This window comes from Aeromonas sp. s2 (genome assembly GCF_040907935.1).
Classification (GTDB): domain Bacteria; phylum Pseudomonadota; class Gammaproteobacteria; order Enterobacterales; family Aeromonadaceae; genus Aeromonas; species Aeromonas dhakensis.
Window position 1 is genome coordinate 332,776 of sequence record NZ_JBFOCR010000020.1, and the last position, 15,957, is coordinate 348,732.

General features: G+C 63.4%; 9 protein-coding genes. 4 read left to right on the plus strand and 5 right to left on the minus strand.

The annotated features are described in order from the left end of the window. Positions 1–258: 258 nt before the first annotated feature. Positions 259–1,326, plus strand: a complete 1,068-nt coding sequence (locus AB5Y81_RS17325) for a M28 family metallopeptidase (protein ID WP_279485327.1) — start codon at positions 259–261, stop codon at positions 1,324–1,326. Positions 1,327–1,520: 194 nt separating this feature from the next. After that, a complete protein-coding gene (locus AB5Y81_RS17330) occupies positions 1,521–2,702 on the plus strand; it encodes a PLP-dependent aminotransferase family protein (RefSeq protein ID WP_005297787.1) in 1,182 nt (393 codons plus the stop codon). A 65-nt stretch (positions 2,703–2,767) separates the two neighbouring features. Here the strand turns inward: AB5Y81_RS17330 and AB5Y81_RS17335 are convergent, their stop codons facing one another. Then, a complete protein-coding gene (locus AB5Y81_RS17335; RefSeq protein ID WP_279485326.1) occupies positions 2,768–4,300 on the minus strand; it encodes a cyclic diguanylate phosphodiesterase in 1,533 nt (510 codons plus the stop codon). A 246-nt stretch (positions 4,301–4,546) separates the two neighbouring features. Between AB5Y81_RS17335 and AB5Y81_RS17340 the strand changes: the two genes are divergently transcribed. Further along, positions 4,547–5,455, plus strand: a complete 909-nt coding sequence (locus AB5Y81_RS17340; RefSeq protein ID WP_017785966.1) for a TIGR01777 family oxidoreductase — start codon at positions 4,547–4,549, stop codon at positions 5,453–5,455. 93 nt (positions 5,456–5,548) lie between these two features. Here the strand turns inward: AB5Y81_RS17340 and AB5Y81_RS17345 are convergent, their stop codons facing one another. After that, entirely contained in the window at positions 5,549–7,996 is a 2,448-nt protein-coding gene (locus AB5Y81_RS17345; protein ID WP_279485325.1) for an ABC transporter permease, read from the minus strand. Then, complete coding sequence (locus AB5Y81_RS17350; protein ID WP_279485324.1) at positions 7,996–8,718, minus strand: ABC transporter ATP-binding protein; 723 nt, start codon at positions 8,716–8,718, stop codon at positions 7,996–7,998. Before AB5Y81_RS17350 ends, AB5Y81_RS17345 begins: the two co-directional genes overlap by 1 nt. Here AB5Y81_RS17350 and AB5Y81_RS17355 point away from each other — a divergent pair. Then, on the plus strand, positions 8,717–9,316 hold the full coding sequence (locus AB5Y81_RS17355; protein ID WP_126881207.1) for an arylesterase: 600 nt from the start codon (positions 8,717–8,719) through the stop codon (positions 9,314–9,316). The two genes, AB5Y81_RS17350 and AB5Y81_RS17355, sit on opposite strands and share 2 nt — an antisense overlap. 85 nt (positions 9,317–9,401) lie before the next feature. Here the strand turns inward: AB5Y81_RS17355 and AB5Y81_RS17360 are convergent, their stop codons facing one another. Continuing rightward, positions 9,402–10,346 (minus strand): chemotaxis protein CheV, encoded by a 945-nt coding sequence (locus tag AB5Y81_RS17360; RefSeq protein WP_005297781.1) that lies wholly within the window; start codon positions 10,344–10,346, stop codon positions 9,402–9,404. Positions 10,347–10,641: 295 nt separating this feature from the next. After that, positions 10,642–15,939: a VCBS domain-containing protein gene (locus AB5Y81_RS17365; protein WP_368146742.1), complete on the minus strand. Its 5,298-nt coding sequence runs from the start codon at positions 15,937–15,939 to the stop codon at positions 10,642–10,644. Positions 15,940–15,957: the final 18 nt, after the last annotated feature.

Genomic DNA, 15,957 nt, shown 5'->3' on the forward strand with positions numbered 1-15,957 from the left:
AGATGAATTGCTCGTTGTTTCATCGCTCCACCTCGCCGATGAACGCGAAATTGCTCGTCATTTCATCGCTTGGCGAAACAGGGTAGCGAATTATCCCAAGATAGGCCCAAGGCGCAAGTGTTTCACGCAACAAATCCCCCGACACAGACCAATTCCGCCACCGCGATTGACAAATGCCACCCCGTTCACAGAATCTGCCGGGGCTCGGGCGCATCCTGACCTGCGCAAATAAAACCATACACAACAAAGGATTGCAGTATGAAACACACAGCATTGGCGCTTGCCATCACAGCCCTGCTGGCCGGGTGCAACACCTCCAGCAACGATTCACAGGCCCCCTCCGCCGCCGAGCAGGCCTATGAATACCTGGTGCAGCTGAGCTCCACCGCCGAGGGGATCGGCGCCAGACCTACCGGCAGCGAGGCCGAGACCCGTGCCGCCGCCTGGATCCAGGACCATCTGGCCGGCTGGGGCTACGAGGTGCAGCGCCAGCCCTTCACCTACACCCAGAGCGGAACCAGCAAGGCCTCCCAGAACCTCGTCGCCGAGCTCAAGGGCAAGAGCGACAAGGTGATCCTGATCGGTGCCCACTATGACAGCACAGGCGACAAGCAGGGCTCCGAGGGGGCCACCGACAACGGTGCCGGGGTCGCAGCCCTCTTGGCGGTCGCCGAAGCGCTCAAGGGGCAGACCCTGCCCTACACGGTGCGCTTCGCCTTCTTTGGCGCCGAGGAGAACAACCTCAACGGCTCCAAGGCCTATGCCGCCAGCCTCGACAGTGCCGCCGTCGCCAAGCTGCTGGCCATGGTGAACTACGACACCATCGCCGGGGGCGACCTTGTCTACGTTCACTCGGCCCACTCCAACGTGGCCAAGTACAAGTGTGCCGACCCGAGCCGCTACAGCTTCGATCCCAAGGTGCGGGATCGCCTGCTGACCATCTCCAAACAGACCGCCACCCCGTTTGCCATTCATCCCAGCTATGATGGCTACCCTGAGGGGGAGACCGGCGGCTGGTCCGATCATGCGCCGTTCGCCTGCCTGGGGGTGCCCGTCGCCTACGTGGAGGCCACCAACTTCACCATCAACGGGGAAGATGGCTATGACGGCTACTCCCAGACCACCAATCCGGCGCTGTGGGACTGCTACGACGAGGCCACCAAGAGCGCCTGCGATCGGGGCAGCGAAACCCAGTGGGGCAAGATCTGGCATACCCAGTATGACCGCCTCGACAAGATGGCCGAGCTGTTCCCGGGCCGGGTGCAGCAGCAACTCGGTGCCAACACCGAGCTGATGCTCCGCTTCCTCAGGGAGCCGGGTCTGTAACCCTGCCATCTCGCCGCTGAACCGGGGCTTTTACGCCTCGCGGCCTTCCCCGGCCGATAAAATTCGGGCAGGTGCCAAACCTGCCCTTTTTTATCGATTTTTGTTACAGCCATTGCCTCATTTTTTAAATCTGATACAAACGGATAACTTGGCGGTCGAATGGAGCGACCGCTCACCACGCCAGAGAGAATCCTATGCAGCCCTTTTTTGCCCAGCGCTTCGAGAAGGTAGAGCCTTCCTTCATCCGCGAGATCCTCAAAGTTGCCGCCAATCCGGAGATCATCTCCTTCGCCGGCGGCCTGCCCAATCCTCACCTGTTCCCGGTCAAGGCCATCGAGCAGGCCTGCCAGGACGTGCTGCGCGAGCAGGGCGCCGCGGCCCTGCAGTATGCGGCCACCGAGGGATTCGCCCCGCTGCGCCAGTACATCGCCGACCGCTATCTGGCCCGCCACGGCATGCAGGTCAATCCGGACAACATCCTCATCACCAGCGGCTCCCAGCAGGCGCTGGATCTGCTGGGCAAGGTGCTGATCGACGAGGGGCAAGACCTCATCATTGAGGAGCCGGGCTATCTTGGCGCCATCCAGGCCTTCTCCGTCTATCAACCTGCCTTCAAGCCCATCACCCTGGGTGAAGAGGGGCTGGATCTGGCGGCGCTGGATGCGCTGCTGGCGAGCGGCTCCAACGCCAAGCTGCTCTACGGCGTGCCCAACTTCCAGAACCCGAGCGGCGTCTCCTACAGCCGCGCCAACCGCGAGGCGCTGGCCGAGCGGCTGGTACGCCACGAGCTGCTGATGGTGGAAGACGACCCCTACGGCGAGCTGCGCTTCGAGGGCGAGCACCTGCCCCCCATCGCCAAGCTGGCGCCGAACAATACCGTGCTGCTCGGCTCCTTCTCCAAGACCGTCGTCCCGGCCTTCCGCCTCGGCTGGATGCTGGTGCCGGACTGGCTGCGCAAGAAGGTCACCATCGCCAAGCAGGCGACAGACCTGCACAGCAACGCCTTCAGCCAGCAAGTGCTGCACCGCTTCCTGATCGACAACTCGCTGGACGCCCATCTCGAGAAGATCAAGGAGGTCTATGGCCGCCAGCGCGCCGCCATGGAGGCCGCCCTGGCCCGTCACTGCCCGCCCGGCGTCAGCTATACCCGACCGGAAGGGGGCATGTTCCTCTGGCTGACCCTGCCCGCCAGCGTCAGCGCCATGGCGCTGTTTGACGAGGCGATCAAGGAGAAGGTGGCCTTCGTACCGGGCGCTCCGTTCTATGTGCGCCCCGAGATCCAGAACACCCTGCGCCTGAGCTTCTCCTGCGTGGATGAAGCCACCATAGAGGAGGGGGTCAAGCGTCTGTGCCGCGCCCTCGCCCGCATGCTCTGACAGGCCTCGGGATGAAAAAACCAGCGACCAAGGTCGCTGGTTTTTTGTATGGGTGGCGGGCTGGCTCAGGCCTTCGCCAGCAGGGCGGCAAACTCCTTCATCGGCATCGGCCGGCCAAAGAGATAACCCTGCAGGAAGGTCACCTGACGCGCCCGCAGATAGGCGGCCTGCACCTCGTTCTCCACCCCTTCGGCCACCAGTTGCAGGCCGAGCCGGGTCGCCAGATCGATGACGTTCTCGACGATATGGCTGGAGAGGGCATCCGAGCCGATCATGCCGACGAAGCTCTGATCAATCTTGAGAAAGTCCACCTGAAACTGCTGCAGGTAGGTGAGGCTGGAGTGGCCGGTGCCGAAGTCGTCGATGGCGATGAAGACGCCCAGCTGATGCAGCTCGGCAAACAGCCGGTCGGTCGTCTCGTCCGCCACGATCAGCTCCCGCTCGGTCAGCTCCAGCACCAGCTTGACGGGGTTCTCCCGAAACGCATTGATGAACTGGCGACAATCCTCCACCAGGCTCAGATCCTTGCAGTGACTGGCGCTGATGTTGAAGCCGAAGTGGAACCCTCTGGGCAGGCTGTGCACTCGGCCTGCGAACTGTTCGCGCACCTGCTCCATCAGCAGGCGGGTCATGGGCACGATGAGGCCGCTGTCTTCCGCCAGCGGGATGAAGCGATCCGGCGAGATGAGCCCCTGACGCGGATGCTGCCAGCGCATCAGCACCTCGCAGCCGCTCCAGTGGGCGTCGTCACCGGTCACCACGGGTTGCAGGTAGGGGATGAACTCCCGCTGATCCAGCGCCCGTCGTAGCTCCTGGGAGGGAGAGGTCGAGCGGCCGGTCAGCCAGTAGACCAGACAGCCCACCACCAGCCCCAGCAGGGGATAGATGATGAGGCTGGCGCGGGAGTAGGTCCAGATGTGGCTGCCGTACTCGTCATAGGAGAGCTCGGTGACGACCCGAAACGGGTACTTGCCGGAGACCTGCTCCAGCGAGCCCAGCACCACGGGCGGCACCTCGTCATGGATCTGGCCGTTGGCCAGCATGCTCTGCGCCCCGATCACCAGGGTCAGCGGCGAGTTGCGGCTGAGCATGTCGAGGATGTTGTGCAGATAGTAACCGTCGACCCCGACCAGCACGCTGTACTCCCCCACCGGCTGGCGATAGACCACCAGAGGCCGATCCGGGGTCACCGGGTTGCCCCGCATCAGATCCAGCTGGCCGTTGGCGTAGTCGGCCAGCTTGAAGGGGCCATGATAGGAGCCATAGAGCGAGGTGCAGTAAACCACTTCCCCCCTGGCCAGGTTGACGGTGCGCACGTCCGGTATGGTGGCCACCTGATCCCGCAGCCCCTGCACCACCTCCTCGCAGGGACGCCCCACGCTGCCCTGCACCATGGCAGCCGCCTGGTGAGCGTGATCCAGGGTGCGCTCCAGCATGTTGCGAGCATGGAGCAGGCGCTCTTCGGCATCCTGTTTCATGCCGGCAAAGGTCTGCCAGGAGACGATCAGCACGCCGAGCAGCAGGGGCAGCAGGCCGGTCAGCAGTGCCGCCCCCAGCCGGGTATAAAACTGGCGCAACCTCAAACGACGAAACGGCATACTCCCCCTCGCAGCAACGGTGAAAAGGCGGACGAGTCTACTCCTATCCCCTTTCCTGACAAGCATCTTCTGATGCATTGGACAACAGGGCAAGGCGCCCCGTCAGGGCAGGCGACATGACAGCTTACACCCTGGGTGAGCGCCGCCCACGTCTGCAGTGACGATTATAATCTTTGCAAAAACAGTTGCTTGTTCATCTTGCGCAGGCCCACTAGAGTAGAGCCAACAGCGTCAGGGAGTCTGGATATGAAAATATTGATCACGGGCGGGACGGGCTTTATAGGTCGCCGCCTGGTGGCCCACCTCAAGGTGGCGCACGAGGTGCTGGTGCTGACCCGCCAGGGCAGCCGCGCCTACGATCTGCTCGGCCACGACGTCAAGCTGATCGACACCCTGGACCGGCTCGACAACCTCAACGACGTGGATGCGGTCATCAATCTGGCGGGAGAGCCCATCGCCGCCGGCCGCTGGAGCGAGCGGCGCAAGCAGCAACTCTGCGACAGCCGCTGGCTGCTGACCGAGCAGCTGGTCGATCTCATCAAGCTCTCCGACACCCCGCCCAGGGTGCTGATCAACGCCTCCGCCATCGGCTGGTATGGCCGCCAGGGCGATGCGCCGCTGGACGAGCAGTGCCAGACCCCTCACGACGAATTCACCCATCAGCTCTGCCAGCAGTGGGAAACCCTGGCCCGCGAGGCCCGCAGCAAGCATACCCGGGTCTGCATCGTGCGCATCGGGCTGGTGCTCGGCACCGACGGCGGCGCCCTGCCCAGGATGCTGCCTCCCTATCGCCTCGGCCTCGGCGGCCCCATGGGCACGGGAAACCAGATCATGAGCTGGATCCACATTCAGGATCTGGTGCGCGCCATCCTGTTCCTGCTGGATCACGAGGAGTGCGACGGCCTCTTCAACGGCACGGCGCCGCAGCCGGTCAGCAACCGCGAGTTCAGCCAGACTCTGGCCGGCACCCTGCACCGGCCGCACCTCTTCTTCGTGCCGGCCCCCCTGTTGCAGCTGCTGATGGGCGAGGCGGCCGATCTGCTGCTCACCGGCCAGAGGGTGCTGCCGACCCGCCTGCAGCAGGCCGGCTTCCACTTCACCTACCCGGAACTGCCCCAGGCTCTTGCCAATCTGCTCAGCACTACTGCCCGCTGACCGGGCTCTTCAGCCAACCGGATAACAATCAGCCCGGCCATTGGCCGGGCTGATTGTTGTTGTGCCTCGCGGCATCCGCGCAGGATCTGGTGCTCAGAGCAGGCCCTGCCCCAACCCACGCAGCCGATCGCTCAGGGTGCCCGCCAGCAGCTGGCGCTGCATGCCCTGCTCAGCCAGTGTCACCAGCACGGCCCCCAGCAGCGGCAGACCGGCCCAGATAGCCCAGTGGAACTGCCACTGTCCCTCGAACCACCACCACTGCAGGCCGAGGGAGCAGAGCTCGACCACCATGGCGGCGCACAGCCCCGCCAGCAGGCCGCTGGCAACCAGCTCCCAGCGCAGCATCTTCCTGAGCAGCTCGCTGCCGGCCCCCAGGGTGCGCATCAGCAGCAGCTCCCGGCGCCGGTGGGCCATGCTGGCCTGGGTCTGGGTCAGCAGCACCAGCAGCGCCGCCACCGTCACCAGCCCCAGCATCAGCCCCAGCGCCCGGCTCACCTGATCCGACACCGCCGTCAGCCGCACGATCAAATCGTCCACATCGATCAGGCTCACCGTGGGATGCCGGCGGATCAGCTCCACTTCGGCCACCCGGCCCTGCTCCGGCAGACGATAGCTGCCGAGCCAGGTCTGGGAGAAGGGGGCCAGCACGTCCGGCGAGAAGATCATGTAGAAGTTGGGGCGCATGTTGTCCCACTTGATGGCCCGCAGGCTGGTCACCTTCGCCTTGAAGCTGCGCCCCTCGATGGTAAAGCCCAGGGTGTCGCCGAGCGCGATGTCTAGCCGCTTGGCCAGATCCTTGTCCACCGATACCTGGCCGGGGCCATCCAGCCAGCGTCCTGCGGTCAGGGTATTGTCCGGCGGCAGGGTGGCGGTGGTGGTGAAGTTGAGCTCGCGATTGACCCCTTCGCGGCCATCTTCATCCGTGTCGCGCACCGCCTCGCTGGCGATGCTGACCAGCCGGCCACGGACCATGGGGTAGAAGTCCGAAGTCACGGCCCCCGCCTGGCGCAGATCGGCCAGGATCCCCTCCCGCTCCCCGTCCGCCACGTTGACCAGGAAGCGGTTGGGGGCATCAGCCGGCAGCCGGGCCGAAAACTCGCCGAGCAGGTCGACCCGCGCCGCCCAAAGCAGACCGAACAGCATGAGTGCCAGCGCAAAGCCCGCCAGCTGGAACAGACCACTGCCCCGCTCGCGGGAGAGGTGGCTGATGGCCAGCCGCAGCGCGTGAGGGCCCTGTACCCGGCGCCCCAGTCGCAACAGCAGGGAGGCGATCACCGCCAGCAGCCCCATCAACAGACCCATGCCGCCGATCAGCCCCAACGCCAGGGTCGCGTCGGCGGTGAAGCCCCACACCAGCCCAAACAGGCCGAGCAGCGCCACCGGCAGCGCCAGCCAGGGCGGGATCCCCGCCTCCAGCTCGCGGCGCAGCACCCTCAGCGGCGGCACCTTGAGCAGGCGCAGGAAGGGCACGAAGGCCAGCAGCAGGGTGATGAAGAAGGCCACTGCCAGCCCCAGCGCAAAGGGGCGCCACGACGGCGGCGGCAGATCGGCCGGCAGCAGGTTGCCCAGCAGATGCAGGGTCAGCCACTGCATGGCGCTGCCCGCCACCAGACCGAGCAGGGCGCCCGCCAGGGTCAGCGACAGCAGCAGGGTGCCCATCAGTTGCCAGAGCGTGCGCCGCGACGCGCCGAGCGTCTTGAGCAGCGCCACCATGTTGGTCTGGCGCTCGGCGAAGTGACGGACCGCGATGCCCATGGCCAGCGCCCCCAGCAGCACTCCGGCCAGGGAGGCGAGCCGGAAGAAGCGCTCGGCATTGGCCAGCGAGCGGCCCACCTGGGAGCCCTGGTCATCCGGCTTGATCAGCTTCTGCCCCGCCTTGAGTCTGGGCTTGAGCCAGCGTTCATACTCGGCCACCTGCTCGCGGGTGCCCTTGAACAGGTAGCGCCACTGCTGGCGGCTGCCCGGCAGCAGGGCGCCGGTCGCCTCCACATCGGCGCTGTGGATCAACGCCCTCGGCGCCAGCAGGAAGGGGCTGAAGCCCTGATCCGGCTCCTGACCCAGCACTCCCGCCACCTTGAGCACCGTATTGCCCACTTCCAGCTCATCCCCCAACTTGGCCGCCAGCAGTTGCATCACCCGGGCGGAGAGCCAGATCTCGCCGGGCGCCGGGGCTCGCTGGGGGGTCAACTCCAGCTTGCCGTAGAAGGGGAAATCCTCAGGCACGGCGCGGATAGAGGCCAGCTGCAGAGCATCCCCATGAAACAGCATGCTGTTGAAGCTGACCGTGGTCTGCACCGCCAGACCCATTTTGGCCGCCTGTTCGAGCCAGACGGCCGGCGCCGGCGTGGCCGAGCGCAGCGCCCGGTCGGCACCGATAAAGTCCCGTCCCGAGGCTTTGAGCCCGGCATCCAGCCGATCCGCCACCAGGGCCACGCTCAGCACACAGGCCACGCTCAGCGCCAGCGCCAGCACGAACCAGCGCAGTTCGCCGCTGAATCCTTCGCGCCGCAACAGGCGCAATCCCAGTCGCCACTGACTCATCACAGCTCCCTGACTCTTGCTGCAGAGGCGTCTTCGGATGCTGACGCAGCCGCCTCCAGTCGCCCCGCCGCCATCACCAGCTGCCGCTGGCAACGCCGGGCAAGGTCGTGATCATGGGTCACCACCACGAGTGTGGTGCCGTGTTCGCGGTTGAGCTCGAACAGCAGTTCGATCACCCGCTCCCCGGTCTTGCTGTCGAGGTTGCCGGTGGGCTCGTCGGCCAGCAGCAGGCTGGGCCTCGTCATGAAGGCGCGGGCGATGGCCACACGCTGCTGCTCGCCGCCGGAGAGACGCGGTGGCAGATGGTGCAGCCGTTCACTGAGGCCGACCGCCGCCAGCAACTCGCGGGCCCGCGGCTCGCAGCGGGTCTCGCCGCGCAGCTCGGCGGGCAGCATGACGTTCTCCAGCGCGCTCAGGGTGGGCAGCAGCAGGAAGGACTGGAAGATGAACCCCACCTGCTCGGCCCGCAGCCGGGCACGCCCCTCCTCGTCCAGCTGCAGCAGCGACTGGCCGAGGATCTCGATATTCCCCTGGCTCGGCAGATCGAGCCCGGCCAGTAGCCCCAGCAGGGTGGACTTGCCGGAGCCGGAGGCACCGACCAGCGCCACCGTTTCGCCGCTATTGACTTGCAGGTCGATCCCTTCAAGGATGGTGAGGCTTTCCTGGCCCAGGCGCACTGTCTTGCCCAGGCCTTTGACGTTGATAATGGGAGTTGAATTCATGACGCGTTTCCTGTTTGCCTTGTGCTGCCTGGTGTCATCGGTGCAGGCCCAGACCCTGCTGGTGCTGGGCGACAGCCTGAGTGCGGGTTATCAGATGCCGGCGGAGCAGAGCTGGCCTGCCCTGCTCAATCAGAAATGGCAGCAGCAGGGGGGTAAACATCAGCTTATCAATGCCAGCATCAGTGGTGAAACTACGCAAGGTGCGCTGGCCAGATTACCCGCCCTGCTCAAGGAACATCAACCGGACTGGGTGCTGATCGAGCTGGGTGGCAACGATGGGCTACGCGGGTTTGCACCGACCATCACCCGGGACAACCTGGCCAAGATGGTGGCCCTGACCAAGGCGCAGCAGATCAACACTGTACTGACCCAGATCCAGCTGCCCCGCAACTACGGCGCCCGCTACCTGCGCCAGTTCGAGCAGATCTTCCCGGAACTGGCCAGCGCCAATCAGCTGCCGCTGATGCCCTTCTTCATGGATGATATTGCGCTGCGCCCTGAACTCATGATGAACGATGGCATCCACCCCACCGCCGCCGCTCAGCCGCAGATCCGCGACCGGGTGGCCAGCTTCATCGAGCCGCTGCTGACCCAATGAGCCCGCCATGGCGCCTCGTCCGCCATCCAGCTCGAACGGCCCAATAAAAAATCCCGCCTTGGCGGGATTTTTTATTGCTCCTGAATCAGCGCTCCAGGATCTGGCGCAGCCGCTCCTGAGCCACGCCAACCAGCAAGTCTGGCTGGAACTTGGAGATGAAGCGATCGCAGCCCACCTTCTTGACCATGGCCTCATTGAAGTTGCCGCTCAAAGAGGTATTGAGGGTGATGAAGAGATCGGACATGCGAGCATCGCTGCGAATTTCGTGGGTCAGCCGGTAGCCGTCCATCTCCGGCATCTCGGCATCGGTGATCATCAGCAGGATCTCGTCGGTCACCTTCTTGCCCGCATCGCACCACCCCTTGAGCAGGTTGAGCGCCTGCAGCCCATCCTGGCATTCGATCACCTCCAGCCCCAGCTGGCCGAGGGTCTCGCGCACCAGGTTGCGGGCCGTGCTGGAGTCGTCGACGATCAGCACCTTGCGGCCATGCATTTCCGGCAGGATATCCCGATCCAGTACCTCTTCCGAGATGCGGATGTCGTAGGTGATGATCTCGGCCAGCACCTTCTCCACGTCGATGATCTCAACGATCTGATCGACACCGTCCTCCGGGATGCGGGTGATGGCGGTCAGGTAGTTCGCCCGCCCGGCCGAACGCGGTGGCGGCAGTATGTCCTTCCAGGTCATGTTGACGATGTTGGCCACCTGGCCGACCAGAAAGCCCTGAATGGTGCGGTTATACTCGGTGATGATGAGGTTGGACTCGGCATCGATGGGCATGGGGCGCATGCCGATGGCGCTGCGCAGGTTGATCACCGGAATGGAGGTGCCGCGGATGTTGGCCACCCCGCTGATGTTGTGGTGTGCACCGGGCATCTTGTTGAGGTGAGGCAGCTTGACTACTTCCCGTACTTTGAACACGTTGATCGCAAACAGCTGCTGGGATCCCAAACGGAACATCAACAGCTCCAGGCGGTTCTCCCCTACCAACTGGGTACGCTGATCCACCGAATCCAATATGCTCGCCATATAAAGCCCTTACGTCCGTTGCCCGAGTCTCGCCATAGTATAGAAGGGTCAGAATCCCAACACGACCCGTATTCTTATCCTATGTCGGCCAGATGATGGCTGAACTTGATTAAAAAAAGCGAGACCCCGCTCGCGCCCATGCTCTCTTCAAGCCTGTCAGTAGTCATTCACCTAAATTCCCGCTCCTGGCGCACATTCACCCCCCTTTGGGGGTAAGCATCGAGCCAGCCCGGTAGCGCCATCCATAAAAAAAGCGGCAGATTGCTCTGCCGCTTTTTGCCTGGGGTCGACCGGATTACTTGTCGATATCCAGCATGTTGTTGTTGAGCATGTAATCGATCACCTGGGACGAGGTGGCCGCTGCACTGCCGGTGAGGCTGTCGAACGTGTGGTTCATCAGCACTATCTCCTGGGTCACGGGGGCGGCGCTGCTCTCCTTGACCTGCAGATGCACCCCTTCACTGTCCTGGAAGACAGAGAGCAGGCTCTTCAGATCGTTCTGGTTGCGAGAACCGTCGTGATCCAGCAGGTCGCTCAGATCCAGCTTGTCACCCTCCGCCTTGGAGAAGTCGACCACGTAGTCCTTGGCCACGCTGCCCGCAGCAGTATCGCCCTGCAGCCAGGTGAAGGTATCGGCGCCGCCATCCCCCTTGAGGATGTCATTGCCAAGCCCGCCGACCAGGATGTCGTTGCCCAGACCACCGCTCAGGGTATCGTCGCCGATGCCGCCAAACAGGGTATCGTTGCCGCTGCCACCGTACAGGGTATCGTTGCCGCTCTCGCCGTACAGGGTGTCGTTGCCGGCACCACCGAACAGGATGTCGTTGCCGGCCCCGCCGAACAGGAAGTCATCGCCACCCTGACCGAACAGGATGTCGTTGCCATCCCCGCCGATCAGCACGTCTGCCTTGTCGTTGCTGGAGGACTGATCAAATTCGCTGGCATGGTCCGTGATGTAGTCATGGACCTGGGCATCGGTCACCGAGCCTGCGCTCAGCTTGCCGGCCACATACTGCTTGATGGCTGCGTAGCCTTCACCGTTGATGCCGGCAAAGTGGATGGCATCACCGAACAGGATGTCGTCACCAGCACCGCCGTCGATCCGGTCGCTGCCCGGCAGGTTGTTCACCGAGGTACCCAGGATGGCGTTGGCCAGATCGTTGGCTGACACGTTGGACTGCACAATCTGATCACTGTCGAACAGCTTCAAGGTATCGATGGAGACGTTGCTGCCGATGCCGATCGCTTCCAGCGTCACGTTATTGGCCAGCAGAAGCGGCAGCACAGCCAGCGCGTTTTGCAATGCCCAGTAGTTGCTGTCATAGGAGGTGGAGATCTCGAAGGTACCATCCCCCTGTGCCTTCAAGGTCCCGATGGTGGTCGAGCTCCACTTGTTGTTATTGCCCTGCGACCACTTCTGAACATTGCCGTTCGCGTCGATCAGAACCCGGTTGGTGCCGCCGATGTTGGCGTAGAAGGCTTCACCCGGCACATAGTTGTTGACGTTGACAAACGAATCGAGACGCTCGTTGGTCCTCGTATTCACGATCGGGTTGGTATCTTCATAGTCGTAATAGGTGTTTGGTGCCCCATCGGTAATGAAGTACGCCAAGTTCTTCGCATTGGCATTGTTCTTGGCGGTGTCGCTGTTGAACCAGTTGGAGGTGGTCTTGAGCGCATCCTCGTAGTTGGTCGCCCCACCATTCCAGTAACTGCCGTCCATGCTGTCGAGCACGGCCTGTAACTTGGTCAGGACATTGGGATCCTTCAAGTCCACGCTGATGGACTTGTTGGCCTGACTGTCGAAGTCCACCAGGAAGATGTTGACCTTGCCCGCCCCCTCAGTACCGGCACTGGTCTTGAGGGTTGCAAACACCTGGGCCAGCTGGCTCTTGATGGTGTTCATGGCACTGGTACCGATACTGCCCGAGCTGTCGACCATGAAGGCGATGTTATAGTTCTGGCCCGGCAGCACCACGCTGCCATCCAGATCCCCGACCACGATATTGTGTTCGCTGCCGTAGGTACGGTTCTGATCGCCCGGCTCCCCTTCGGTAGAGAGGAAGTAGCTCATGCGGATCGAATCCTGATCCGATGCGCTGCTGGTCTGATCGGTCGCCACTTCCTTGGCGATGGCTTCGACCTTGAGGTCGAACTGGCCGGCACTGCTGCCCGGAACCCGCAGAGTCAGACCGGTCAGTTTGACGTCCAGCGCGCTCTGGTTCCACAGACCGGTCAGCGTCAGCTTGCCATCGGCCCCCACTGTGCCAAGCACGGTAGAGCCCTGATACAGCGTCGACCCCGTCGGCATGCCGGTCAGCACCAGGCTGTCGAACTGCTCGCTGCCATCCCGGTCGGTCAGGGAGGCGCTGATCTCGAGCGGATAATCCACCAAGCTGGGCGGTACCGCCGTCAGGGTGCCGTCGGTCTGGTTGAACTGGTAGATGCCGTCATCAAACTGCACCAGCTCGATGTCGTAGAGCGACTTGCTGATGGTGACGCCGTTCTCCTTGACCAGGAAGTTGAAACCGCCGTCACTTCTGCGCTCGATGACATAGTTAGCACGCGAGCCCATCAGCACGGCCAGGTCAGTACCGGCGCCGCCATACAGGGTGTCGCCACCCAGCCCGGCTACCAGAATGTCGTTGCCGGTACCGCCATCGAGGGTGTCACCTGAGGTGGAGTTACCACCGACCAGCACATCATTGCCCGCACCGCCGACGAAGTAATCGCCGCCGCCCTTGACGCTGACGATGTAGTCGTTGCCGCTGGTACCCACCACGCTGTCTTGAGTGGTGGTGCTGTCGGTAAAGCTGCTGGTGATGCCAAAGCTGCCCTTGTTGAAGTTGCCGCTCTGGAACGCCCCGGTGGAGATGCCGGACGACGGGTACTGGCTATAGAGCGGTACACCGTTGCCGGTCAGGCTGATGTCGACCACCGGCTTGTCCGCCACCGCCGCGATATCGATCACCAGCTTGCCGCTGTTGCTCAGGTTGGCGCCGTCGCTGATCTGGTAACCAAAGCTGGCGTAGTCGCCCTGCAGGTTGCCGGTCACGACGCCATTGCCGTTGCTGGCATTGGTGCTCGACTCGTTGAGGCCCGGCACGAAGCGCAGGTGACCGCTGTCGATATCGGCGTAGGAGACCAGATCCCCCACCTTCACCGCAATCCACTGGCCGGCTGCGTTCAGGTACTCCAGCTTGCCGTTCAGCGGCAGGGTATTGATCTGCACGCTCAGGTCGGAGGCCGCCTGATCATCGCTGGCACCAAACTGGGCCCACTTCAGCACCAGCGGCGTATCTTCCTTGCCGGCACTGTAGCCACCCGTGGTCACCGGCGCACGATCGTTGTCGATGATGGTACCGGTGCCGTTCTGGCCGCCAACGGTCACGGTCAGGGTTTCATTCGCCTCGACCAGACGATCGTCCACCGTCGGGATGGTCACGGTAAAGCCCGACACCCCGGCCGGCACGGTGATCTTGCCGGTAGTGCTGTTGTAGGTCACCCCGTTGCTGAACTGGGCGGTGCCCCAATCAAGGCTGGAGGCCGGATTGGCGCCGCTGCCCTTGATGTTGAAGTCATACTGGGTCGCTTCCTGGGTCGCATCCGACAGCGTTACCGTGTGCAGCAGGTTGCCACCCTCGGTCGCGCTCTCGCTGGAGACCGACTGCACGATGGGCGTAAACAGCGGTTTGGTTGCGAAAGAGCCCAGGCTGTAGTCGCCGTCGCCATCCACCACCTTGATCTGGAAGTCGATGTCGCCATCGCCCAGCGGCTTGGACATGTTCTGATACTGGAAGAACTCCCACTTGCCGGTGGCCGGGGTAAATTCCAGACGGAACACCAGGGTGCCATCGCTGGCCGTGCCGATCAGGGTATTGGCCGATTCCATCGAGGTGGTGATCAGTTTGCCGGTCGCCGTGGTCAGCCCGGTCTCGGTAGAACCGACCAGCTGCATGTAGCCCTTGCCGTCGGCGCCCCACTGCGGGGTAATCGTGCCGGAACCGTAGGCGATGGCCGGTGCCGTAGTCGCCCCGAGGAACTCGATGCTCTTCACGGTGAAGTCGCTGTTGTCGGCGTAGAGGCCGTTACCATTGTTGGTGGCCTTGATGACCATGGTATCGAAGCCACCCTGCTGCACCTGGAAATTGCCGGCATAGTCGCCACCCGCCGCGTTGGAGCTGAAGGTCTGGGTACCGATCAGCACGCCGCCGCGGTAGAACTCGACCACCCCGCTCTCCAGCTCACCACCGAACATCTGGCTGAACTTGATGTTGGCGCCATAGGCCACCTTGCCCGCATCCAGCTTGATGATCAGCTGCTCGGATGCCGAAGTGCCGTCTGCGAAGTGGCGGAAGTCCACCTCGTTGGCGAGGTTGTGGTTCGGTGAACCAACGCTGGAAACCCCCAGGCCGGCGCTGGAACCGTTGACATTGGCCGTCGTCAGGGCCGAGTTGGTCGACGAGGTAAAGCCCAGCGCCGTGATGCTGAAGCCGCTCACGTTCAGGGTCGTCTGGTTGCTGCCACTGTACTTGGTCAGATCAAACAGGCCGGTCAGGGTATCCGGGATGTTGGTCTTGATGACAGAGACGGCCGCCATGTCGCCAGCCACCGGTGAGTCGTCCTCGACCGAAATGGGCAGGCTGCCGGTGGTGGTGGTCTTGCCATCCGATACGGTCACACCGATCTGGAAGTTGAGTACGTCTTCACTGCCCTTGACCGGATGATCCAGCGGGGCCTTGAGCGTCACGTCATAGCTCCAGTCGCCCTTGCCGTTGCCGGCAGGCGCGGTCAGTTTCACATCCATGACCGCCTTGTAATCGGCGCCGCCCGGAGTGCCGGTATAACCGGTCAACACCTTGGTGGCGGCATTCCAGCCCCACTGCACCGCGGCACCGCCAGCCGTCAGGCCAGCCGGCCCGCTCAGACTGATGGTGAGGGTATCCTGACTATCGACGTCGCCAACCGTGATCTTGCCGCTGGCGGCCACGCTGTCGGTGGTATCACTGCTGCCTGCCGTGTCGGCAATGCCGCCGGCCAGCCCCTCTTCGGAGACCACGGCCCCCTTGTCGATACTCAGGGTCGGTGCGTCGTTGGTGCCGGTGATGGTGACCGAGACGGTATGGCTGGTGCCATCCACACTCTTGACGGTGAAGGTTTCAATACGGGTCTCACCTTGGCCCAGATACTGCACCTTGCTGTTGTCAACGTTGTAGCTCCAGGTACCGCCTTCGGTGATGGTCAGGCTGCCCAGTGCACCCGCGCTCGGGGTGCCGTTGCCGGCCACGAACTTGGCCTGGCTCTGGTCCGCATCGCTGATGGTCAGCACGCCGCTGTCGCTCAGCTTGCCGCCGACCACGTTCAGATCTTCGGTCACCGCCCCCAGGTCATCCCCCGCCACCACGGCGGCATCGTTGACGCCAGTGATGGTGATGGTGACGGTATGGGTGGTGCCATCGACGGACTCGACCACAAAGGTCTCGACCTTGGTCTCACCTTCACCCAGGTACTGCACCTTGCTGTTGTCGACGTTGTAGGTCCAGGCGCCGCCTTCGGTGATGGTCAGGCTGCCCAGCGCGCCAGTGCTGGCCACGCCGTTGCCCGCCACAAA

Bases quoted from the DNA above. Each gene is read 5' to 3' on its own strand.
- AB5Y81_RS17325 (WP_279485327.1), top strand. From the start codon at position 259: ATGAAACACACAGCATTGGCGCTTGCCATCACAGCCCTGCTGGCCGGG.
- AB5Y81_RS17330 (WP_005297787.1), top strand. From the start codon at position 1,521: ATGCAGCCCTTTTTTGCCCAGCGCTTCGAGAAGGTAGAGCCTTCCTTC.
- AB5Y81_RS17335 (WP_279485326.1), bottom strand. From the start codon at position 4,300: ATGCCGTTTCGTCGTTTGAGGTTGCGCCAGTTTTATACCCGGCTGGGG.
- AB5Y81_RS17340 (WP_017785966.1), top strand. From the start codon at position 4,547: ATGAAAATATTGATCACGGGCGGGACGGGCTTTATAGGTCGCCGCCTG.
- AB5Y81_RS17345 (WP_279485325.1), bottom strand. From the start codon at position 7,996: ATGAGTCAGTGGCGACTGGGATTGCGCCTGTTGCGGCGCGAAGGATTC.
- AB5Y81_RS17355 (WP_126881207.1), top strand. From the start codon at position 8,717: ATGACGCGTTTCCTGTTTGCCTTGTGCTGCCTGGTGTCATCGGTGCAG.
- AB5Y81_RS17350 (WP_279485324.1), bottom strand. From the start codon at position 8,718: ATGAATTCAACTCCCATTATCAACGTCAAAGGCCTGGGCAAGACAGTG.
- AB5Y81_RS17360 (WP_005297781.1), bottom strand. From the start codon at position 10,346: ATGGCGAGCATATTGGATTCGGTGGATCAGCGTACCCAGTTGGTAGGG.